General features: G+C 47.2%; 20 protein-coding genes, 1 tRNA gene and 1 rRNA gene. 11 read left to right on the top strand and 11 right to left on the bottom strand.

The genetic code is table 11. The features are described from left to right. Positions 1-112: 112 nt before the first annotated feature. Both OCV37_RS00275 and OCV37_RS00270 read right to left on the bottom strand, forming a co-directional pair. Positions 113-188: transfer RNA gene (locus OCV37_RS00275), tRNA-Glu, on the bottom strand. 101 nt (positions 189-289) lie between these two features. Next, positions 290-1,831: ribosomal RNA gene (locus OCV37_RS00270) — 16S ribosomal RNA — on the bottom strand. 587 nt (positions 1,832-2,418) lie between these two features. On the opposite strand from OCV37_RS00270, the gene OCV37_RS00265 reads away from it, so the two are divergent. Next, positions 2,419-2,964 (top strand): gamma carbonic anhydrase family protein, encoded by a 546-nt coding sequence (locus OCV37_RS00265; protein ID WP_038180340.1) that lies wholly within the window; start codon positions 2,419-2,421, stop codon positions 2,962-2,964. Here OCV37_RS00265 and OCV37_RS00260 read toward each other — a convergent pair whose 3' ends face one another. The 4 genes from OCV37_RS00260 to OCV37_RS00245 all read right to left on the bottom strand — a co-directional run bounded on the left by OCV37_RS00260 (position 2,965) and on the right by OCV37_RS00245 (position 5,653). After that, complete coding sequence (locus tag OCV37_RS00260; RefSeq protein WP_038180342.1) at positions 2,965-3,237, bottom strand: DUF1488 family protein; 273 nt, start codon at positions 3,235-3,237, stop codon at positions 2,965-2,967. Continuing rightward, positions 3,234-4,097, bottom strand: a complete 864-nt coding sequence (gene aroE, locus OCV37_RS00255; protein WP_038180344.1) for a shikimate dehydrogenase — start codon at positions 4,095-4,097, stop codon at positions 3,234-3,236. The genes OCV37_RS00260 and aroE overlap by 4 nt, the downstream gene beginning before the upstream one ends. 66 nt (positions 4,098-4,163) lie before the next feature. Beyond that, positions 4,164-5,078 carry an oxygen-dependent coproporphyrinogen oxidase gene (gene hemF, locus OCV37_RS00250; RefSeq protein WP_038180346.1) on the bottom strand — a complete coding sequence of 305 codons (915 nt, stop codon included), beginning with the start codon at positions 5,076-5,078 and terminating at the stop codon, positions 4,164-4,166. 17 nt (positions 5,079-5,095) lie between these two features. Continuing rightward, a complete protein-coding gene (locus OCV37_RS00245) occupies positions 5,096-5,653 on the bottom strand; it encodes an L-threonylcarbamoyladenylate synthase (RefSeq protein WP_038180353.1) in 558 nt (185 codons plus the stop codon). A 215-nt stretch (positions 5,654-5,868) separates the two neighbouring features. Between OCV37_RS00245 and purE the strand changes: the two genes are divergently transcribed. Further along, positions 5,869-6,354: a 5-(carboxyamino)imidazole ribonucleotide mutase gene (gene purE, locus OCV37_RS00240; protein WP_038180355.1), complete on the top strand. Its 486-nt coding sequence runs from the start codon at positions 5,869-5,871 to the stop codon at positions 6,352-6,354. 5 nt (positions 6,355-6,359) lie between these two features. After that, positions 6,360-7,490 carry a 5-(carboxyamino)imidazole ribonucleotide synthase gene (locus OCV37_RS00235; RefSeq protein ID WP_038180360.1) on the top strand — a complete coding sequence of 377 codons (1,131 nt, stop codon included), beginning with the start codon at positions 6,360-6,362 and terminating at the stop codon, positions 7,488-7,490. A gap of 138 nt (positions 7,491-7,628) precedes the next feature. On the opposite strand, the gene OCV37_RS00230 is transcribed toward OCV37_RS00235, so the two are convergent. The 3 genes from OCV37_RS00230 to dprA are packed head-to-tail and all read right to left on the bottom strand — an operon-like array spanning position 7,629 to position 9,860. After that, the gene (locus OCV37_RS00230) at positions 7,629-8,210 is read right to left on the bottom strand and encodes a DNA topoisomerase family protein (RefSeq protein WP_038180361.1); all 582 of its coding nucleotides are present in this window, start codon (positions 8,208-8,210) and stop codon (positions 7,629-7,631) included. A 10-nt stretch (positions 8,211-8,220) separates the two neighbouring features. Continuing rightward, positions 8,221-8,694, bottom strand: coding sequence for a DUF494 family protein (locus tag OCV37_RS00225; RefSeq protein ID WP_027694359.1), 474 nt, complete (start codon positions 8,692-8,694; stop codon positions 8,221-8,223). Between the two features lie 5 nt (positions 8,695-8,699). Next, entirely contained in the window at positions 8,700-9,860 is a 1,161-nt protein-coding gene (dprA, locus tag OCV37_RS00220; protein ID WP_051680474.1) for a DNA-processing protein DprA, read from the bottom strand. 176 nt (positions 9,861-10,036) lie between these two features. Between dprA and def the strand changes: the two genes are divergently transcribed. From def to OCV37_RS00195, 5 genes are all read left to right on the top strand, one after another. After that, positions 10,037-10,558 (top strand): peptide deformylase, encoded by a 522-nt coding sequence (gene def / locus OCV37_RS00215; protein ID WP_038180362.1) that lies wholly within the window; start codon positions 10,037-10,039, stop codon positions 10,556-10,558. Between the two features lie 11 nt (positions 10,559-10,569). After that, on the top strand, positions 10,570-11,535 hold the full coding sequence (gene fmt, locus OCV37_RS00210) for a methionyl-tRNA formyltransferase (RefSeq protein ID WP_038180363.1): 966 nt from the start codon (positions 10,570-10,572) through the stop codon (positions 11,533-11,535). A 51-nt stretch (positions 11,536-11,586) separates the two neighbouring features. Beyond that, on the top strand, positions 11,587-12,873 hold the full coding sequence (gene rsmB / locus OCV37_RS00205; protein WP_038180529.1) for a 16S rRNA (cytosine(967)-C(5))-methyltransferase RsmB: 1,287 nt from the start codon (positions 11,587-11,589) through the stop codon (positions 12,871-12,873). A gap of 79 nt (positions 12,874-12,952) precedes the next feature. Further along, positions 12,953-14,329 (top strand): Trk system potassium transporter TrkA, encoded by a 1,377-nt coding sequence (gene trkA, locus OCV37_RS00200; RefSeq protein ID WP_038180364.1) that lies wholly within the window; start codon positions 12,953-12,955, stop codon positions 14,327-14,329. Between the two features lie 12 nt (positions 14,330-14,341). Then, entirely contained in the window at positions 14,342-15,787 is a 1,446-nt protein-coding gene (locus OCV37_RS00195) for a TrkH family potassium uptake protein (protein ID WP_038180373.1), read from the top strand. 78 nt (positions 15,788-15,865) lie between these two features. On the opposite strand, the gene trhA is transcribed toward OCV37_RS00195, so the two are convergent. Both trhA and OCV37_RS00185 read right to left on the bottom strand, forming a co-directional pair. After that, entirely contained in the window at positions 15,866-16,516 is a 651-nt protein-coding gene (gene trhA / locus OCV37_RS00190) for a PAQR family membrane homeostasis protein TrhA (protein ID WP_038180376.1), read from the bottom strand. A 69-nt stretch (positions 16,517-16,585) separates the two neighbouring features. After that, entirely contained in the window at positions 16,586-17,377 is a 792-nt protein-coding gene (locus OCV37_RS00185; protein ID WP_038180377.1) for a sporulation protein, read from the bottom strand. A gap of 629 nt (positions 17,378-18,006) precedes the next feature. Here OCV37_RS00185 and OCV37_RS00180 point away from each other — a divergent pair. From OCV37_RS00180 to OCV37_RS00170, 3 genes are all read left to right on the top strand, one after another. Beyond that, positions 18,007-18,273 carry a YihD family protein gene (locus OCV37_RS00180; RefSeq protein ID WP_038180381.1) on the top strand — a complete coding sequence of 89 codons (267 nt, stop codon included), beginning with the start codon at positions 18,007-18,009 and terminating at the stop codon, positions 18,271-18,273. A gap of 368 nt (positions 18,274-18,641) precedes the next feature. Then, positions 18,642-20,531, top strand: a complete 1,890-nt coding sequence (locus tag OCV37_RS00175; RefSeq protein ID WP_038180384.1) for a methyl-accepting chemotaxis protein — start codon at positions 18,642-18,644, stop codon at positions 20,529-20,531. 159 nt (positions 20,532-20,690) lie between these two features. After that, the gene (locus OCV37_RS00170; RefSeq protein ID WP_038180387.1) at positions 20,691-21,677 is read left to right on the top strand and encodes a serine/threonine protein kinase; all 987 of its coding nucleotides are present in this window, start codon (positions 20,691-20,693) and stop codon (positions 21,675-21,677) included. Positions 21,678-21,717 lie beyond the last annotated feature (40 nt).

Below are 21,717 nucleotides of genomic sequence, written 5' to 3'. Positions count from 1 at the left end.
CTGTTTCTAAAAGAAACAAACATTATTTTGTCAGCTTTCCAAATTGTTAAAGAGCAATGATTTTGTATCGACAAAACCATGTTTAAATATACTGTTTCAATATACTTAAAAATGGTATCCCGTAGGGGAGTCGAACCCCTGTTACCGCCGTGAAAGGGCGGTGTCCTAGGCCTCTAGACGAACGGGACATTGTCTGCTTAATGACTTCTCATCCGAAAAATCACATCGCAACGCGCTCTGTTATAAACCAAATCAATCTGTGTGGACACTCATCCAAAATATCTTTACGTAAGGAGGTGATCCAGCGCCAGGTTCCCCTAGCGCTACCTTGTTACGACTTCACCCCAGTCATGAACCACAAAGTGGCAAGCGTCCTCCCGAAGGTTAAACTACCTGCTTCTTTTGCAGCCCACTCCCATGGTGTGACGGGCGGTGTGTACAAGGCCCGGGAACGTATTCACCGTAGCATTCTGATCTACGATTACTAGCGATTCCGACTTCATGGAGTCGAGTTGCAGACTCCAATCCGGACTACGACATACTTTTTGGGATTCGCACACTCTCGCAAGTTAGCCGCCCTCTGTATATGCCATTGTAGCACGTGTGTAGCCCTACTCGTAAGGGCCATGATGACTTGACGTCGTCCCCACCTTCCTCCGGTTTATCACCGGCAGTCTCCCTGAAGTTCCCACCCGAAGTGCTGGCAATCAAGGATAAGGGTTGCGCTCGTTGCGGGACTTAACCCAACATTTCACAACACGAGCTGACGACAGCCATGCAGCACCTGTCTCAGAGCTCCCGAAGGCACACCAGAATCTCTTCCGGCTTCTCTGGATGTCAAGAGTAGGTAAGGTTCTTCGCGTTGCATCGAATTAAACCACATGCTCCACCGCTTGTGCGGGCCCCCGTCAATTCATTTGAGTTTTAATCTTGCGACCGTACTCCCCAGGCGGTCTACTTAACGCGTTAGCTCCGAAAGCCACGACTCTAGGTCACAACCTCCAAGTAGACATCGTTTACGGCGTGGACTACCAGGGTATCTAATCCTGTTTGCTCCCCACGCTTTCGCATCTGAGTGTCAGTATCTGTCCAGGGGGCCGCCTTCGCCACCGGTATTCCTTCAGATCTCTACGCATTTCACCGCTACACCTGAAATTCTACCCCCCTCTACAGTACTCTAGCCTGCCAGTTTCAAATGCAACTCCGGGGTTAAGCCCCGGGCTTTCACATCTGACTTAACAGACCACCTGCATGCGCTTTACGCCCAGTAATTCCGATTAACGCTCGCACCCTCCGTATTACCGCGGCTGCTGGCACGGAGTTAGCCGGTGCTTCTTCTGCAGCTAACGTCAAAATGCAGCTCTGTTAAAACTACATCCTTCCTCACTGCTGAAAGTACTTTACAACCCGAAGGCCTTCTTCATACACGCGGCATGGCTGCATCAGGCTTGCGCCCATTGTGCAATATTCCCCACTGCTGCCTCCCGTAGGAGTCTGGACCGTGTCTCAGTTCCAGTGTGGCTGATCATCCTCTCAGACCAGCTAGGGATCGTCGCCTTGGTGAGCCATTACCCCACCAACTAGCTAATCCCACCTGGGCATATCCTGACGCGAGAGGCCCGAAGGTCCCCCTCTTTGGTCCGTAGACATCATGCGGTATTAGCCATCGTTTCCAATGGTTATCCCCCACATCAGGGCAATTTCCCAGGCTTTACTCACCCGTCCGCCGCTCGACGACGAGAAAGCAAGCTTTCTCTCGTTTCCGCTCGACTTGCATGTGTTAGGCCTGCCGCCAGCGTTCAATCTGAGCCATGATCAAACTCTTCAATTAAAGTTTTTGTGACACGATGTGTCGGCTCAATGAATACTGCTTTTTGTCTCTGCTTTAAGAGCAGAAGCAAAAAGTGACATTACATAAGTAATGTTGAATTGACTGTGCTCTTGTTGAATAACAGTTGCCTGTATTCAACTTGATTTGGTCACTCGATTCATTGATAAAATCTTTTTGGATATTTATCGACGAGTGCCCACACAGATTGATTGGTCTATATTGTTAAAGAGCTTTCTTCACAACGTTCTCCGTTTGAAGAGGCGGTCATTCTAGCGAGATAAATCTTGGTGTCAAACACTTTTTTCAGATTTATTCTCCGGTGAAGACCGGGCTTACACAGCCAGCGGGGATTTCTCTCCGCTATCCCGTGTCAGCGAGGGGCATTATAGGCATCGTCTTCCGATTGGCAAGCCCTTTTTACTAAGTTTTTCCCTGTTTTTAATCAACCGAGCGCTTTTTAAGCAGAAAGTCTATTTTTACTCCAAACCGAAAAGCCATTATCCTTAGTTCTACGTATCTATATCTAACGGAAACGTAACGGAAAGAATTTAATTAGAAGAATAAACACATATTTTGAGGAGAACATGATGAGTTCAATTCGACGTTATAAAGGGATCGCTCCCGAACTCGGGCTGCGTGTCTATGTTGATAGTACGGCTGTGTTGGTCGGAGATATTCGCATCGGTGACGACTCCAGCATTTGGCCTTTCGTTGCTGCCCGAGGCGATGTGAACCATATACATATTGGTAAGAGAACCAACATTCAGGATGGGACTGTTCTTCATGTCACACACAAAAATGCCGCGAACCCAAATGGTTACCCACTGATTATTGGCAATGATGTAACCGTTGGCCATAAAGCGATGCTCCATGGCTGTACGATTCAGGACCGGGTTCTGGTTGGGATGGGCAGCATTATTCTTGATGGTGTCACGATAGAGAGCGAGGTCGTTATCGGTGCCGGGAGTTTGGTTCCCCCCAACAAAACACTGCAAAGCGGCTACATTTACATGGGCAACCCAGCCAAACGAGCTCGCCCGCTAACAGATGAAGAACGCGCCTTCTTACTTAAATCAGCAGAAAACTACGTTCAGAATAAAGATGACTTTCTCCATCAGGTAGAAGATCTCTAATTACTTACCGACGACCAGATCGATTTGTCCGAGCGCATTGTACGCTTCATCGTCAATGAGCTGCTCGGCCAACTCTTCCAAATCGAAACGGTACAGGGAAAAAAAACGGATGGCGTCTTCCTGACTTGTGATCGATTGACCAGAAAGTTCTTCCAGCACGGCAACGGTCACAATGCACTCAATCAAAGCCCCTTGACACTGAGCAGGAAAAACAATGTGCCGGGCATCTTCATTCCAAGATTGCACATCAGGAAAAATGATTGACTGATTCACAGGCTACCTTCCAGATTCCGTCTCAGTTCACTTAATATCTGCCGCGTCCCGGGACGAATGCCACGCCATAGCATAAAACTTTCTGCGGCTTGTCCCACTAACATTCCCAAGCCATCATAAGCATGCGCACAACCATGCGTCACCGCCCATTGATTAAAGACCGTGAGTCCTTTGCCGTACATCATGTCATAAGCCACGCTATTGGCGGCAAAAATCTCACCGGAGATATCCGGCAGTTCTCCGGACAGGCTAGCTGAAGTTGAATTAATCACCACATCAAATGCTTCCTGAATCCCGGACATGGGTTGAGCAGAAATCTGGACGGGTGTTGCAGATACTTGATGTTGATTGTTGTGTTCCCGGAAACAAGTCGCAAGATCTTGTGCTTTACTGAAGGTCCTGTTGGTAATCACAATCGAGTCAGGGGATTGTGCTAATAACGGATGAATCACCCCTTTTGCCGCACCACCCGCACCGATTAACAGAATTTTTGCGCCCTGCAAAGGCACCTGATACTGCAATAAATCCTGAACCAAGCCTGCACCATCAGTATTGTCGCCGAGAATACCTCCGTCATCGAGCTTCTTGAGCGTATTGACCGCACCGGCAATTTTAGCCCGCTCGGTCAGTTGATCAGCAAACGCATAGGCTTCTTCTTTAAAAGGCACAGTGACATTACAGCCTTTTCCTCCCTGAGAAAAAAAAGTATCCACTGCCGTTTCAAACCCATCAACAGGCGCAAGCTCAGCCGTATAAACCATGTCTTGATTGGTCTGGCGAGCAAACAACGTCTGTATAAAAGGAGATTTACTGTGACCGATTGGGTTGCCGAATACCGCATACTGTTCCTGATAAGCCATGTCCCTGCCTTCACTCAAAGAAAATAGAAAAGAATCATTTGACCCTATCACTCCCGATGAAAACTGTCACCAGTCTCTTGGGGTCAAATATTCCGTCAGTCTTGCTTCTGCACTGCCGGGAGCCGGCTGATACCCATACTCCCAACGCACCAACGGTGGCATCGACATCAGAATCGATTCGGTTCGTCCGCCCGATTGCAGTCCAAACAACGTTCCTCGGTCAAACACCAGATTAAATTCTACATATCGTCCACGTCGGTATAACTGGAACTGGCGTTCACGTTCCGAAAACTGGCAGTCCTTTCGTCGCTCAACAATCGGCAGGTAAGCGCGAGTATAGCCTTCACCAACCGCACGGATATAAGCAAAACAGGTCTCGAAATCCCACTGATTCAGGTCATCAAAAAATAGTCCGCCCACACCACGTGTTTCTTCCCGGTGCGGTAAGAAAAAATATCGGTCACACCATGCTTTATGTTGCGGGTATACCTCCGGTCCAAATGGCTGGCAAATCTCTTTTGCCACTTGATGCCAGTGACAGCAATCATCATCAAACGGGTAGAATGGGGTTAAATCAAAACCACCACCAAACCACCAGACAGGAGACTCCCCTTCTTTTTCGGCAATGAAGAAACGTACATTCATATGAGAGGTAGGCACATAAGGATTATTAGGATGCATCACCAAAGAAACGCCCATCGCTTCAAATCGTCGTCCTTTTAACTCAGGTCGGTGTGCTGTCGCTGACGCAGGCATTTCATGACCCGTCACATGAGAAAAGTTAACCCCGCCCTGTTCAAATACATGACCATCGCGCATCACGCGGCTACGTCCACCACCGCCCAAGCGTTCACCCGGTTCACGATGCCACTCATCTTGCTCAAACTGCGCCAAACCATCAGTCGCCTCAAGCTGTTGACAAATAGCGTCCTGTAGTTGCAATAAAAAAGTTTTAACGGCCTGTTTATCAATCCCACTCATCACGATGTTCCTCGTTGCTACCCTTGTCTTAATATTTCGAGCGTGCGCGCATCTCGAATCTCACTGGGTTTATCCCGCCCACCGGTCTGCCCGGCTAAAATTGCATCCAGACAGTGACCAAGTTGTTGTTGCACCGATTCTGTCGTCATACAAGGCGGTTGCCCGGTTAAATTAGCACTGGTTGAGGTAATCGGTTTGCCATAAGCCTCGCACAATTGCCGGACTTGTGGATGATCAGTCACCCGAACCGCGATGGTCTCAAATAATCCCCGAAGCCAGACTGACGCATACTCACTGGCAGGCATCACCCAAGTAACCGGCCCCGGCCAGCTTGCTTGAACATGCGCCAGTTGCTGTGCGGAAAGCTGACTCTCATCAATGTAAGGCTGTAACTGTTGATAGCCGGATGCTATCAGAATCAACCCCTTTTCAACCGGACGGTTTTTGATTTCCAGTAACCGTTGAATGGCATCCGCTCGATCAGGGTCACACCCGACGCCAAAGACGCCTTCCGTCGGGTAGGCAATCACACCACCTTGATGCAACACATCAAGCACCTGCTCAAAATTATTCACAATACTTCTCATTATGCTTGGATGACGATGCCACTAGTGTACAAACGATCATGCCAGAAAACGAAATCAATTTTGCACGAAAACAAATGATCGAGAAACTCTCTCGACGCAAACGTTTTCCTTAAGCATATTTCCCCGTATAATGCGCGCAAAATTGTCGCATATTGATATCATCAACATACTTGAGCATTGCAACGAACCTGAAGGAATCTGAGATGAAAGTCGGAATTATAATGGGCTCGAAGTCCGATTGGCCAACCATGAAGCTTGCCGCCGAAATGTTAGAGCAATTCGGTATTGAATATGAAACAAAAGTAGTTTCAGCACATCGCACACCTCAGTTACTGGCCGACTATGCTAGTCAGGCGAAAGCACGCGGTCTAAAAGTGATCATTGCAGGTGCCGGTGGCGCAGCTCATTTACCAGGCATGGCCGCCGCCTTTACCAGTCTGCCAGTGCTGGGCGTCCCGGTTCAATCTAAAGCACTCAAAGGCATAGATTCACTCCTGTCTATCGTGCAGATGCCGAAAGGTATCGCTGTCGGCACCCTAGCCATTGGTGAAGCAGGGGCAGCCAACGCAGGGATTCTGGCCGCCCAAATTATCGGTGTTCATGATGAACAGGTCATGCAGAAAGTGGAAGCATTCCGCCAGTCGCAAACAGATACCGTTCTTGCCAATCCCGATCCAACGGAGGAATAAGCCGTATGCATGTACTTGTCTTAGGCGCGGGTCAACTTGCACGGATGATGTCACTTGCCGGTGCCCCGCTCAATATTCACATTAGTGCCTTCGATGTGGTCAGCGGTCAGATGATTCATCCGCTGACTCAGGAAGTGCAAGGCCATAGTCTGGAGAATGCCATCCAGCAAGCGGATGTGATTACCGCCGAGTTTGAACACATTCCTCATGATATCCTGCATTTGTGTGAACAAAGTGGCAAATTACTCCCGAGCGCACAAGCAATTAAGACTGGTGGTGATCGTCGTCTGGAAAAAGCATTACTGGATGAAGCCGGCGTCAAAAATGCCAAATATTTCGTCATCAAAACTCGCGATGATTTTGACAGTGCGATCCGCCATGTGGGTATACCAATGGTTCTCAAGAGCGCGTTAGGCGGCTACGATGGAAAAGGTCAATGGCGATTAAAATCGACAACAGATGCCGATAAGATCTGGCCGGAAATGCAGCAATGCATTGAAGCCAGTGACAACCAAGCGATTGTTGCTGAAGAGTTCGTTCCTTTTGATCGTGAAGTATCACTGGTTGGTGCGCGAGGTCGAAACGGCGAGTGGGTGGTTTACCCACTGTCAGAAAATATTCACACCGATGGCGTGCTCAGCCTGTCGACCTCGATAGATGCGCAAGCGTTGCAGCAACAAGCCAAAACCATGTTTGAAGCCGTTGCCAATACCCTCAATTATGTGGGGGTGCTTGCACTGGAATTTTTCGATGTTCAGGGGCAACTACTCGTGAACGAGATTGCGCCTCGGGTCCATAACTCAGGGCACTGGACACAACAGGGAGCTGATACCTGTCAGTTCGAGAATCATCTCCGCGCGGTATGCGGTTTGCCGCTGGGCAGTACGAAGTTGATCCGACCGACCTGTATGGTCAATATTCTCGGCGAAGATACACTCCCGTCAGAAATTCTGGCCACGGAAGGGTGTCATATTCACTGGTATGGTAAAGAAAAGCGGGCCGGTAGAAAGATGGGCCATATTAATGTCAGTGCCGATTACTATGCCGAGCTAGAGCGCATCATCTGTTCGCTTGCTGATATACTTCCGGCAGACGCATTTCCAGCGGTGCATCAATTCACCAGCCAACACCAATAATCAGAGCGGCACTGGCCGCCTTCGGTCAGACAACCGCCTGTCATACAATGATCGGGGAATGGATTTTCACAATCTAACCGAGCGTTATACATCCCATCAGCCAAGGGTATAACTGCCCTTGGTGCTTCATCCCATCAGTCAGCAATTCAATGATTCACGCTCTTGGAGATGACCACAACGCCGTGCAGCACAAATCAATGTTACACCGGCCGCTGATTTTTTCTCCACGAGGAGCGGAAAGCCACACGCGCTGCATTGGCCCATGACAGGCGGAGAATTGATAGCAAACTTACACTTCGGATACTGATCACAAGCCCAGAAAGTCTTACCAAAACGGGACTTTCGTTCAACCAGATGCCCCGTATGACATTCGGGACAACTCACGTCATGGGATTGCTCATTCTTGGGGGGGTCAGAAGATTCGATATGATGACACTGTGGAAAATGACTACAGCCGATAAACATGCCATAACGGCCCTGCCTTAAGACCAGTTCATGGCCACATTCAGGACAGGGCACACCCAAAGCTTTCACGATATGGCCATCGTGCTGATGACGGGGGCGAATATAATCACACGCCGGATACGCAGAACAGCCCCAAAATGCCCCATGTTTACCATGCCGTAACTGTAACTCGCTACCACATTCAGGGCAGGGCTCAGCTTCGTCTAAAGCATGCTCATGGGCAGAAAATAATTGCTGATCTATATGACGACTCATTGCATCTCTATCAGTGCAAAATGCCTTGCTCTTTGGTATACAGCCATTCTTCCATCAGCGTATAGGCACTCTCATTACCGGGAACATTGAACAGCACCATCAGAATAATCCATTTCAAATCATCCAGTTCAAACTCATTGGTTTCTAATCCCATGACTCGATCAATGACCATTTCTCGGGTTTCGGGCGTCAACACTTTAATCTGTTCAAGGAACAACAGGAATCCGCGGCATTCAACATCAAGTCGGGCTGTTTCCTTCTCGGTATAGACTCGCATTGCTGTTGCAGCACTGATTGATAGCGGAGAATGCACATCACTCTGTTGTAGTGATGCTAATTCTTCCAACCAGTTGAGGGCTTTGTAGATCTCTTTTTGATGAAAACCTGCACGCAGGAGCTCATCCTCTAACTCATCTTGATCAACTTGTAACTCAGCATCGCTATGGATGTAAGTTTCGAACAGATACATAAGAATATCCATCATCATAGCTAGCCCCTCCCCTTACGAATATAGCCACCAGCAACTGCAATCACGTGCCCGGATAATTCCAACTCCAGGAGTTGTCTCATCACTTCATGAACTGGTATATGGGTCCGCGCTGCAAGAATATCAACTGGTGTCGCCTTTACCCCTACGTTAGCTAACAGTTCAGCAAATGGCAATTCTTCGTCGTCAATTAATGGCGGAAAAAGTTCATTTTGCTGAATTTTATCGGCTTGCTTCTCTTCTTCCTTTACCCAAGCAGATAATGTACCAACTTCAGAGAGTATCTGTTCGATATTCTGAACTAAGCAAGCACCATCACGAATTAATGCATTACTGCCCCGATAACCATGCTGATGAATAGCGCCCGGGATCACAAAAACATCCCGATTTTGCTCCGCAGCGTACCTTGCGGTAATGAGCGATCCACTTTTTTCGGCCGCTTCAATCACCAATACTCCCAAAGATAACCCACTGATTATCCGGTTACGGCGCGGGAAGTTCTGTGATTTCGGTGGTGTTGAGGGACAAAATTCTGACACCAAAACACCGGATTGTTGCTCAAGCATCCGTTCAGCCAATCCCCGATGCCGGGCCGGATAGATACGTGCTAAGCCAGCCCCTAACACAGCAATGGTTTTGCCACCACCATCGAGTGCCCCCAGATGAGCCTGTCCGTCAATGCCTAACGCCAACCCACTGGTCACTGCCACCTGATGCTGAGCAAACTCATTCGCAAAATGCCATGCATCTTGCAATCCTTGCATACTGGCATGTCGGCTCCCGACAATAGCCATCTGTGGGACAGACAGCAATGTGATGTCTCCCTGTGCGAATAACAGCGGCGGCGGAGACGGAATTTCTTTCAACAGAGCAGGATAATCGGGTGAAAAATAAGTGAGGATATGACGATGATTGCCACGCTCTTGCCATTCGAGGCAATCTTCAGCCACTTGCTTTGCGGCGCTGGAGAGCAGATAAGTGATCTGGGTGGGCGTCAGCCCCAAAGCAAACCACTCTTGCTCAGAATAATCACTCAATGAATCGAGCGGTACTTTGCTGACTAGCTTTAACAATGATTGAATTCCCAGACGTGGCGTCAAACAGAGTTTTATCCAGATCAATAGTCGATCATGTTCGGTCGTATGCGAGGCTGATGGGTCCATCTACGGAGATATCCTGATACTCAGTGGTAAGTTAGCAAAACAATGGTCTAATCGACGGATAATTAATAATCACTTCGATTTATCACTCACAATGCTGTCAATTAGGTCTTAAAATGTCTAGAATTGGGGCATTGGACTTTTTATTGTTTCGGCACATTTCAACAATTTGAGTGTATATGTCTGTATTACAAGTATTAACTTTTCCCGATGAACGTTTAAGAACGGTGGCAAAACCCGTTCAAGAAGTCACACCTGAAATACAACAGTTCGTTGATGACATGATCGAAACCATGTACGAAGAAGATGGTATTGGTCTGGCGGCAACGCAGGTTGATTTCCATCAGCGTATCGTGGTGATTGATGTTTCGGAAACGCGCGATCAACCTCGTGTATTAATCAACCCTGAAATTATCGAAAAACGGGGAGAAGATGGTATCGAGGAAGGATGTCTGTCAGTTCCGGGCGCAAGAGCACTGGTGCCGAGAGCGGCTGAAGTCACCGTCCGAGCTTTAGACCGAGACGGCAAAGAATATACCTTCGAAGCGGACGATCTGTTGGCTATCTGTGTACAACATGAGTTGGATCACCTGCAAGGGAAATTATTCGTTGATTACCTCTCTCCGCTGAAGCGTAAACGAATTAAAGACAAGCTCGAGAAAATTAAACGCGCCAACGAAAAAAAGAAGAATGAAGCATAAGTGAGGTCACGGTGAGTCAACCACTCAGAATTATTTTTGCCGGAACCCCGGATTTTGCCGCCCGTCACTTGGCGGCATTATTGTCTTCAGCGCATGAAGTCATTGCAGTTTACACTCAGCCTGACCGCCCCGCTGGACGCGGTAAAAAACTGACCGCTAGCCCAGTCAAGGCTTTAGCAATCGATCATCAAATCCCTGTTTATCAGCCGGAAAATTTCAAATCACCGGAAAGCAAACAGCAACTCGCTGACCTCAATGCAGATTTGATGGTGGTGGTGGCTTATGGACTATTACTGCCTCAGGCCATACTCGATGCACCCAGACTGGGTTGTATCAATGTGCATGGATCGATTCTCCCCAAATGGCGTGGTGCCGCACCGATCCAGCGTTCAATCTGGGCCGGAGATGCAGAAACTGGCGTGACCATCATGCAGATGGATGCCGGATTAGATACCGGTGACATGCTGTCGATTGCAAAACTACCCATCGAATCAACCGATACCAGTGCTTCGATGTACGAGAAACTTGCTCACTTAGGACCACAAGCACTAATTGATGCACTCGATGCAATTCGCGATGATCAAATAACCCCCGTTCGTCAGGATGACCAGCTGGCAAGTTATGCGCAAAAACTGAGTAAAGAAGAAGCCCGCATCGACTGGTCACAACCGGCTGATTTTATTGAACGTTGTATCCGGGCCTTTAACCCTTGGCCGGTGAGCCATTTTTGTGTCACTGATAGCAAAACAGACACAACCCCTGCCATTAAAGTCTGGCAAAGCCATGTTGAACACACCTCAACTGATCAGCCAGCCGGAACGATCATCCGAGCCGATAAAACAGGCATTCATATTGCAACGGGCAAAGATGTACTGGTTTTGGAACAGCTGCAAGTTCCCGGTAAGAAAGCCATGCCGGTTCAGGATATCCTCAATGCTCGTGCCGAATGGTTTGAAGTAGGCACACGACTCAATTAATACGATCGATAACCGCACGGTTATCGACTTGATTTAAGGTTCAAATTCATGATGAATGTTCGCGCTGCTGCAGCATCTGTGGTTTTTCAGGTTGTCGATCAAGGCGCATCATTGTCCTCTGTCTTGCCAGAGGCTCAGAGAAAAATAAAACCCCGAGACCACGCACTACTTCAGGAGATCTGTTTTGGCGTACTGCGCTATCTGCCCCGTTTAGAAGCCACAGCACTCGAACTGATGGATAAACCCCTGACCGGGAAAAAACGAGTTTTTCATCATTTAATTCTGGTGGGCCTCTATCAGATTCAATTTATGCGGATTCCTGATCATGCAGCTGTCGGAGAAACCGTCAGTGCAACTCAGGATTTAAAAGGCTCGCGGCTCCGCGGTCTGGTTAACGCTATCCTCAGAAATTATCAGCGCGGCAGCGCGTCGATTGATCAGCGGTTGCAAGAAAGTAAACATGATGCGGTTCAGTATTGCCACCCGAAATGGCTCTTGAAATCACTGCAAGCCAGTTATCCTGAGCAGTGGCAGGCAATTGTGGCCGCCAACAATCAAAAAGCACCGATGTGGTTGCGTATCAATCAGCAACATCACACCACCGACAGTTACATCAAGTTACTGGATGAACAAAACATTGATGTGAGTCTACACCCACAAGCAAAAGACGCCATAAAATTGGCGGCACCTTGTGACGTTCACTTACTTCCCGGCTTTGAGCAAGGCTGGGTGTCAGTTCAAGATGCAGCGGCACAATTATCGGTCCATTATCTGACGCCGCAGGCTGAAGAGCTGATTCTTGACTGTTGTGCCGCTCCCGGTGGCAAGACCGCCCATATACTGGAACAGGTTCCCGATGCACATGTTGTTGCCGTCGATTGCGATTCATCACGATTAAAACGGGTTCATGAGAATCTTGAGCGACTCAATCTGAAGGCAAAAGTGATCTGTGGTGATGCCCGCCACCCGGATAAATGGTGGGACGGTACACAATTTGATCGTATTTTGCTCGATGCGCCCTGTTCAGCGACAGGCGTCATCCGGAGACACCCGGATATCAAATGGCTCCGCCGGGCCGATGATATTGAAGCATTGGTCGCGCTGCAAAGCGAGATTCTGGATGCGATGTGGGCACAGTTAAAACCCGGCGGAACGATGGTTTACGCGACTTGTTCTGTGTTACCTCAAGAAAATAGTCAGCAGATAAAAACGTTTTTATCTCGAACATTAGATGCACAACTGATAAATTCAGAAATTGATAATCCGGGACGACAAATTCTGCCGGGAGAACATGATATGGATGGTTTCTATTACGCAGTCTTACAAAAAACCATCTAGTGTGACTTGAAACGTTATATCTGAGTCATCACGGATTTTAAGCGCACTGTTTTTTCAGTGGTAAACAAGAGATTATGTTATGAAGATCATCATTCTTGGCGCCGGTCAGGTAGGTGGCACACTGGCGGAAAACCTAGTTGGTGAAAACAACGATATTACGATTGTCGATAAAAGTAGTGACCGCCTGAGAGAGCTTCAGGACAAATACGACCTTCGCGTTGTGAACGGACATGCCAGCCATCCGAGTGTTCTCAAAGAGGCCGGAGCTCAGGATGCAGATATGCTGGTCGCGGTGACCAACACGGATGAAACAAACATGGCCGCCTGTCAGGTGGCATTTACTTTGTTTAATACCCCCAATCGGATTGCCCGAATTCGTTCTCCTGAATACCTTGCTGAAAAAGAAACCCTCTTTCATTCCGGTGCCGTACCGGTGGACCATTTGATTGCACCGGAAGAACTGGTAACCAGTTATATCGAGCGCTTAGTCCACTATCCCGGTGCGTTACAAGTTGTTAGTTTTGCCAATCAAAAAGTTAGCCTCGTTGCAGTAAAAGCATATTATGGCGGCCCATTGGTTGGCAATGCACTCTCAGCCCTGCGCGAACACATGCCGCATATCGAAACCCGTGTCGCAGCAATTTTCCGTCAAGGCAGACCGATTCGTCCTCAGGGAACCACGATTATTGAAGCCGACGACGAAGTATTCTTTGTCGCAGCCAGTAACCATATACGTTCGGTCATGAGTGAACTACAACGTCTGGAAAGACCCTATCGCAGAATCATGATCGTCGGTGGGGGAAATATCGGGGCAAGCCTCGCCAGACGTCTTGAACACAGCTACAGCGTGAAACTGATTGAGCGAAATTATCAACGTGCCGAATACCTGTCGGAGCAGCTGGAAAATACCATTGTCTTTTGTGGTGATGCTGCCGATCAAGAACTGTTAACCGAAGAAAATATCGATCAAGTGGATGTCTTCATTGCCCTGACCAATGAAGATGAAACCAACATTATGTCAGCCATGTTGGCAAAACGCTTGGGCGCCAAAAAAGTGATGGTTCTGATTCAGCGGGGCGCTTACGTCGATCTGGTTCAAGGCGGTGTGATTGATGTTGCGATCTCGCCACAGCAAGCGACAATTTCTGCACTACTGACGCACGTTCGTCGGGCTGATATCGTCAACGTCTCTTCTCTGCGTCGTGGCGCAGCGGAAGCCATCGAAGCCATAGCTCACGGTGATGAAACCACCTCAAAAGTTGTCGGCAAAGCGGTCGGCGATATCAAACTACCGCCCGGCACCACCATTGGTGCTATCGTCCGGGGTGAAGAAGTACTCATCGCCCATGACCGGACAATCATCGAGCAGGATGACCACGTGGTGATGTTCTTAGTCAATAAGAAATATGTTTCCGATGTCGAAGCCCTGTTCCAACCCAGCCCATTTTTCCTGTAGTGGTTGACGACCATGCTGAATCTGAAATCGATTCTATTTGTGCTGGGATTGGTCCTGTCCAAACTGGCTTTGTTTATGTATGTCCCGACACTGGTGTCCTTTGTCAGTGGCACGGCTGGATTTCTTGACTTCGGACAGGCTGTTCTCATTACCCATGTTGCAGCCTTTATTTTTCTGACCTTAGGCCGGACCGCTAATTTTAAGCTCAATGTCCGAGACATGTTTCTGATTACCAGTTTAGTCTGGACGGTCGCCAGCGCGTTTGCGGCCCTGCCTTTCGTGTTTATCAATCATATTAGTTTTACCGATGCCTACTTTGAAACCATGTCAGGGATTACCACAACCGGTTCAACTGTTCTGAGCGGTCTGGATAACATGGCACCCAGCATTTTACTCTGGCGCTCGATCTTACAATGGCTGGGCGGTGTCGGATTTATCGTGATGGCGGTCGCCGTGCTACCTATGCTCAATGTCGGGGGGATGAAACTGTTCCAGACGGAATCCTCTGACTGGTCTGATAAAAGCAGTCCCCGGGCCAAAACCGTCGCAAAAAATATTGTGATTGTCTACGTCATTCTGACGCTGTTATGTTGTATTGGCTATGTCATGACAGGGATGACCGTCTTTGAGGCTATCAACCATTCATTCACAACTTTGTCCACAGGCGGATATTCGACCTCCGACGGTTCTATGAACCACTTCTCAAAAGGTGCACATTGGGTTGCGACCGTGTTTATGTTCCTGGGCGGATTACCCTTCTTGCTATTTGTCTCGGCCATCCGTAAGAAAAAACCGATCGAACTGTACAAAGATGCTCAGGTACGCGGCTTCTTCTATCTGTTTCTCGCTGCCAGCGGCATTGTGGCGTTATGGCTGGTTGTCCACAACGGCTACCCGGTAATGGATGCGATTCGAGTGGCCATGTTTAATATTGTTTCGGTCGTGACAACAACCGGATATGGACTGGATGACTTTACCGCATGGGGAGCCCTGCCCAGTACATTGTTTGCATTTTTAATGATGGTCGGGGCGTGTTCCGGTTCGACCGCCGGTGGGATCAAAATTTTCCGCTTTCAAATTGCTATCACGCTACTCAACCGGCAGATGATGAAGCTCATTCATCCTTCCGGGGTCTTTGTCCAGCGCTATAACAACCGGCCGGTCACCGATGATATCGTACGTTCTGTGGTCGCCTTTGCCCTAACGTTTGTGATTACGATTATTATCATTGCCGGTGCATTGAGTGCTATGGGATTAGATCCGACCACCAGTATTTCCGGGGCAATCACCGCGGTTTCAAACGTGGGGCCGGGCATGGGGAATATTATCGGCCCAACCGGTAACTTTGCGCCGCTACCGGATATGGCAAAATGGATTCTGAGTTTTGGGATGTTAATGGGAAGACTGGAAATCCTGACCATTCTGGTGCTGTTTTTCCCCGCGTTCTGGCGACGTTAATACCGTTCAAACAGACCGACGGGCTATCATGACAGTAGACACGGCATGACAATTTTGTCGCATTGAATATCCCGACATTCAATGCGACAACACATAGTAGTAAATCGAGAAAAAGTGACAGGCACAGCCACTGAGTACAAAGCCATGCCAGATAGCATGATTATACGGTATCTTTTTCCCGACATAGAAAATCACGCCGAGCGTATAAATGACGCCACCGGCAGCCAGCAAAGTCAGCCCGCCGACATTCAGGTGAATCGCCAACTGATAGACCACGACCAGAGAAAGCCATCCCATCACGACATAAATCGCTAAAGACAAGCGTTTAAATCGGTGAATAAAAGCAATCTTTAATCCGATGCCAACCAGCGCAATCAACCAGATCACGGTCATCAGTCCAATCGCTAAAGGCGTCCTCAGACTCACCAACAGAAAAGGGGTATAACTACCGGCAATTAACAGATAAATCGCACAATGATCAAATGTTTTCAACCACCGCTTGGCTCGCTGCTGTGGAATGGAATGATAGAGTGTCGAAGCAAGAAACAACAGAATGATGCTGCCACCATAAATCGCAACACTGGTGATCGTCAAAACGTCATCATTTGCTGACGTAGCTTTCACCAATAGCATCACTAAACCAATGATACCCAAAACCAAGCCAACACCGTGTGTGATCGAATTCCAGATCTCTTCTTTGAGCGTATATCCGTGATTCAACGAGGTCATGTGAAACTCCTGAGGATTCATATCATCGCTGAGTATGACACAATTCAACTTACATGTGTACGCTGAATTTTACGTGCTTTCCTCAAGAAAATCGAATACCCGCTCAGCGACCTGTTCAAGCGGCGTAGTTATCGGAATGATCAGGTGGCGTTTCAATGCCCCGCTGCCAAGCAGATGAGACAACATGCCACCGACGCCTCGCTGTTGCCGGTCAATTTCAAACCATAATTCCAATGCCGCCTCGGAGCGGTAAGCAACCACTTCAACTTCACGCCAGCGACCATGATAAGGCCCGGTCGTCGGCACAAACTCAAATTCCTGCACAAACGGTAACTCGAATCCACTGACTGCTTCACATTCAACCTGACGAATTCGAAATCCCTGAGACTCGAAAGCACTGAATACGGCATCGAGTAACGGTTCAGGTCGGACAGTCACTTCATCTTTATCTGTCGGATCAGAAGCAAGGGCAATGTCCAAACCGGTTTCCAGCCAGACTTTTGCATCCCCAATCGTAATGGGCGTGTTCCAGGGAATATTGAATGTCACCAGAAAGTCTCGCGTCTCTCCCGGATGGATCGTAAAGGCATACGGCAAGCGCCATTGATCCAAAACACAGCGCCGATGCACTCTGTGTGTCCGGGATTCTCCCCGACGATCCTCTCCGATCGGCTCTTCATCGATATAGCGACAACATAATTGTGCCTCAATATTATCAATTTCCTGTGCTGTCGCCCCGCCATAAACATGGATCGTGACATTCGCTTGCTGTCCGGGTTGGAGCACCTCTTGTTGTAACACAGCATCAACTTTTGCTGACCCGATACCAAAACTTGCGAGGGTTTTCTTCAAAAAAGACATGTCTACCTCCCCCAGCTTTCTGCGATTAACTTTACCTCATCCAGTGATGAAGTAATGGGTTGTTCATACTAATACTGAACTTTGCCAAAACTCAATTCTCAGCATCAATAATTTAAATTTTATGACATTGCATGAACAAAAGGCTATCGATCAATTCATATGTAAATGCTATGCTTATCCAAGTGTGTATAAAGTGTACATACGAAATTCCTAGACAGCTATTCGGAACGGTTTGCGCCAGATGAGCCCACCTTCAGCAGTGATGATGAAGTCTTGACTCAATAGCTAATCTAGGCCATTGAAATGGCAAGGGAAATGTCTGACCGTTAGGTATATATATGCGCCCAACAGCAGTCAGTTTTTCGCACTCACATGGGAGTGCATCACGGCGTCGAGCAAGCTTTGCAGCTTCTAGACCCAAAGCAAAAGTTGCACCTGTCATGACTCCAGCTGAGAAACGTGTTCATGAACCGGAGATATCAACCGAAGTTAAAGCAGCATAAGTCAACCCAGTAAAAGCGCAGTACAGCAATGCTCTGCGCTTTTTTATTCCCTTTTTCACGTTGGTTTCTTGCTTTCAATTTGTTACTTTACTTGAGTAATCCCACATGAATCTCATGGAGAATCCAATGAAATGCCACCGTATTGAAGAGCTGCTCGAACTGTTAGAACCCGAGTGGCAGAAAGATGCTGAACTCAATCTGCTTGCGTTTCTGGCCAAACTAGCCAATGAAGCGGGTTATCAGGGTGACTTAGCAAATTTAAGTGATGATATCCTGATCTATCATCTGAAAATGCGCCATAGTGCCAAAGATGAGATGATCCCGGGGCTAAAAAAAGATCAGGAAGACGATTTTAAAACTGCGATATTGAAAGCTCGTGGTATTATTCAATAATCATGCATGACCCCATCTGTGGGTCTGCTAATTACCTTCAATTCTGAATTGATTAAAAACAATTAAGCAGCCAGCGTTAAATTAAAGTATATAATCATATGACTGTGTTGATTGGTTTATATTTAACTTAAAAAAAAACCCGCCTATATACACATAACAACTTCTATAAATCATTGGTTAAATATATATAAAACAAATATAAAATCTCTCTAATTAAATCATTTTATGAATCAACTATAGGCATACTTTCTATAGGGTTGTCTATAAAAAATGATCATATCCAACCAGTTAAATAGCTCAACAAATAAACAATCAGCAATGATATGCTCTTAGCACAAACAGTATAAATTTATAAATGAGGTACCTCTGTGAGTGCAAAGGCTAAATTAACATTCTATATTGGGGGATTGTTTATCATTATTGTTACAATCATCTCCATTGTATGTTTTTATAATTTTCGTTCAGCATCCAGTAAAAATTATACAGAAAAATTAACCAACCAATCGACGTTAGTCGCTCAGGTTATCGAACTTGAAACGACAAGAATATTCAATATTCTTGATATTGTCGGTGATACCCTGCCGATAAAAGCAGGACAGATTACCGACGAGAAAAAAATGCTCTCGACCCTCAAAGATCTCTCCAGCAAGATTGATCTCCTCAATGCCTACGTCGCATTACCTTCTGGCGTAACATTTTCCACCAGCGCTAACGGGTTTGTTGCCAACTTCAATGCCGAGAAAACACAACGAGAATGGTTTATTCGTGGTATGAAAGGAGACAAAAATATTATTACAACCCCATTTAAAAGCACGACGGGACGATATGTCATCGCACTCGCGAATCCAATATATCGAGATGGTAAAGTTATCGGCGTATTATCAGTTAATGTTTCGATTAATACGGTAAATGCATTTGTTGATAAAATTTCAGAAAATAAACAAGTTTTTGTTACTCGAACTGATGGCTTTATTTTTTCCTCGAAAAACAAAGACGAAATTGGCAAAAATATATTTAAAATAAGGCCATCTTACGCACCATATCAAAATAAAGAAAAAAGTGTTCACTCTTATACCCATGATGGTAAGGAATATTATGTTACCGAAGTCACTATTGATGCTCTGCATTGGATGATTTGGTCATGGGATTCTTGGGATAATATTCTTCAGTCTTCCAAACATAATTTATACATGACGATGGTCGTCGCAGTCATTTCACTCTGTTTCTCTTTAGGGATCGTTTATTGGCTGGTCATTCAATTGATGTATAAGCCGATTGGCGGAGAGCCGCAACAGATCTCTGATATCGTCGAGCAAATCGCTCATGGCGATCTCTCTCATCAGTCAGCCTCACAAAAGCAGGTGACCGGGATCTATCGCTCCGTACTTCATATGGTGACCAATCTTCGAAATATCGTCACCGAAATCAATGGTGCCGCGGCTGAAATCGACCAAGTCTCTCAAACCCTCTCGTCTTCGGCTCAGTACGTAAATCAAAGTTCTCAGTCCCAGATGAATCAGTTGGAGCAAACTTCAACAGCCATGAATGAAATGACTGTAACGGTGGATGAAGTCGCTCAAAATGCACTGAACGCTTCTTCTGCCGCTGAAGAAGCGTCTGAAAAATCTCGACAAGGGTTAGATATTGTCAAAGAGATGAGTCAAGACATCCGGATTTTGGCTCAGGGTATGGAACAAGTGGTGACAACCACGGCGCAACTAGAGAAAGAAACCATTGATATCGGAGGCATTCTTGATGTAATCAATACCATCTCAGAACAAACCAATCTGCTGGCCCTGAATGCCGCGATTGAAGCTGCCCGGGCTGGTGAAAATGGCCGAGGATTTGCCGTTGTCGCAGACGAAGTCAGGGGGCTGGCCAGCCGAACCCGAGAAAGCACAGAACAAATTCAGACGGTCATCGAACGACTACAGGATGAAACCAAAAAAACAGTTCAGTTGATCGCATCGAATACCGAGGAGGCGAAACATGCAGAAGAACGTTCAGTCAACGCGACCAAGGCATTAGAAGCCATTCAACACTCAGTCGTTGTGATTCAGGATATGAACAGCCAAATCGCAACCGCAGCAGAACAACAAACCCATGTTTCCGCAGAAATCAATGCCAGTATTGTTGAAATCAATGATCTGGCGAAGGCAACAGCAGAAACATCGGATGACAATGCGGATAAAACCCACAAACTCACGGGGATAGCAGCCAATTTGTCACAGTCTGTTAATGCCTTCCGCTTGTCATGAACCATTGAGCGATGATGGATCAATCTCTGTCCTTGAAGAAGGCCGCCAGGCCTTCTTGAACATTTCCCGGTGCAGTTCGGAGGGCGCCTGTTTGGGGATATCGTGAATCAATGTTAGTCTCTTGTCACACATCACAGACCGATAAGCCAAGCTTTCATCATGACACAAGCAACCTTTCACTTCGATGCGCTGACCCCAGACCTCATGTGGTATGCACTCGAGAGCATCGGTATCCGCGCCGAATCCGGCTTCTTACCGTTGAATAGCTACGAAAACCGGGTTTACCAATTTACCGATGAATCCCGGCAGCGCTATGTGGTGAAATTCTATCGACCCGAGCGATGGACAACCGAACAAATCGAAGAAGAACATCTCTTTGCACAACAGCTCATCGAATCAGAAATACCGATTTCTGCACCAATCCGTCTGATGGGCAAGACACTACATGCTTATCAGGGCTATCAGTTTGCATTGTTTCTCAGTGAAGGGGGACGCCAGTTCGAAATTGATAATGCTGAACAGCTTGAGTGGGTCGGACGATTTATGGGACGCATTCACCAAGTCGGTGCCAAACAACCGTTTACTTATCGCCCAACAATCACACTCGACGAATATCTTTATCAGCCTCAGCAACGACTGGAAAATTCAACATTTATTCCGACTCATATCGAAAAGGCGTTTTTCTCCGATCTGTCTTTGTTGATTCACGCCATAGAACAGCAATGGCCGGAACAGACCAACAATATTCGTCTGCACGGTGATTGTCATCCGGGCAATATTCTCTGGCGTGATGGCCCGATATTTGTGGATCTGGATGATGCGCGTAACGGTCCGGCAATTCAGGATTTATGGATGATGCTGCACGGAGATCGCGCCGATCGACTTGCACAACTCGATACTCTTCTTGAAGGTTACCAAGAATTTTGCGATTTTAACCCTTCTGAATTGAAACTAATTGAACCGTTGCGTGGTCTACGCATGGTACATTACATGGCATGGTTGGCAAAGAGATGGCAAGATCCTGCATTTCCGGCGGCTTTCCCTTGGTTTAATGACCCCAAATATTGGGAGGGACAAGTACTAGCTCTGAAAGAACAAATTTCAGCACTGGAAGAAACGCCACTTTCTTTGATGCCGCAATGGTAGCCCCGATACCTAACTAACCTTGAAGGATCGCTTCGATAAA

This window comes from Vibrio rhizosphaerae (genome assembly GCF_024347095.1).
In the GTDB taxonomy this organism is placed as follows: Bacteria; Pseudomonadota; Gammaproteobacteria; order Enterobacterales; family Vibrionaceae; genus Vibrio; species Vibrio rhizosphaerae.
Note: the sequence above shows the minus strand (reverse complement) of the source record. Positions and strands in the feature narration are given on the sequence as shown.

What these genes read in the sequence shown, in the direction of transcription:
- OCV37_RS00265 (WP_038180340.1), top strand. Translation starts at nt 2,419, where the DNA reads ATGAGTTCAATTCGACGTTATAAAGGGATCGCTCCCGAACTCGGGCTG.
- aroE (WP_038180344.1), bottom strand. Translation starts at nt 4,097, where the DNA reads ATGGCTTATCAGGAACAGTATGCGGTATTCGGCAACCCAATCGGTCAC.
- hemF (WP_038180346.1), bottom strand. Translation starts at nt 5,078, where the DNA reads ATGAGTGGGATTGATAAACAGGCCGTTAAAACTTTTTTATTGCAACTA.
- purE (WP_038180355.1), top strand. Translation starts at nt 5,869, where the DNA reads ATGAAAGTCGGAATTATAATGGGCTCGAAGTCCGATTGGCCAACCATG.
- OCV37_RS00235 (WP_038180360.1), top strand. Translation starts at nt 6,360, where the DNA reads ATGCATGTACTTGTCTTAGGCGCGGGTCAACTTGCACGGATGATGTCA.
- OCV37_RS00230 (WP_038180361.1), bottom strand. Translation starts at nt 8,210, where the DNA reads ATGAGTCGTCATATAGATCAGCAATTATTTTCTGCCCATGAGCATGCT.
- OCV37_RS00225 (WP_027694359.1), bottom strand. Translation starts at nt 8,694, where the DNA reads ATGATGGATATTCTTATGTATCTGTTCGAAACTTACATCCATAGCGAT.
- dprA (WP_051680474.1), bottom strand. Translation starts at nt 9,860, where the DNA reads ATGGACCCATCAGCCTCGCATACGACCGAACATGATCGACTATTGATC.
- def (WP_038180362.1), top strand. Translation starts at nt 10,037, where the DNA reads ATGTCTGTATTACAAGTATTAACTTTTCCCGATGAACGTTTAAGAACG.
- rsmB (WP_038180529.1), top strand. Translation starts at nt 11,587, where the DNA reads ATGAATGTTCGCGCTGCTGCAGCATCTGTGGTTTTTCAGGTTGTCGAT.
- trkA (WP_038180364.1), top strand. Translation starts at nt 12,953, where the DNA reads ATGAAGATCATCATTCTTGGCGCCGGTCAGGTAGGTGGCACACTGGCG.
- OCV37_RS00195 (WP_038180373.1), top strand. Translation starts at nt 14,342, where the DNA reads ATGCTGAATCTGAAATCGATTCTATTTGTGCTGGGATTGGTCCTGTCC.
- trhA (WP_038180376.1), bottom strand. Translation starts at nt 16,516, where the DNA reads ATGACCTCGTTGAATCACGGATATACGCTCAAAGAAGAGATCTGGAAT.
- OCV37_RS00185 (WP_038180377.1), bottom strand. Translation starts at nt 17,377, where the DNA reads ATGTCTTTTTTGAAGAAAACCCTCGCAAGTTTTGGTATCGGGTCAGCA.
- OCV37_RS00180 (WP_038180381.1), top strand. Translation starts at nt 18,007, where the DNA reads ATGAAATGCCACCGTATTGAAGAGCTGCTCGAACTGTTAGAACCCGAG.
- OCV37_RS00170 (WP_038180387.1), top strand. Translation starts at nt 20,691, where the DNA reads ATGACACAAGCAACCTTTCACTTCGATGCGCTGACCCCAGACCTCATG.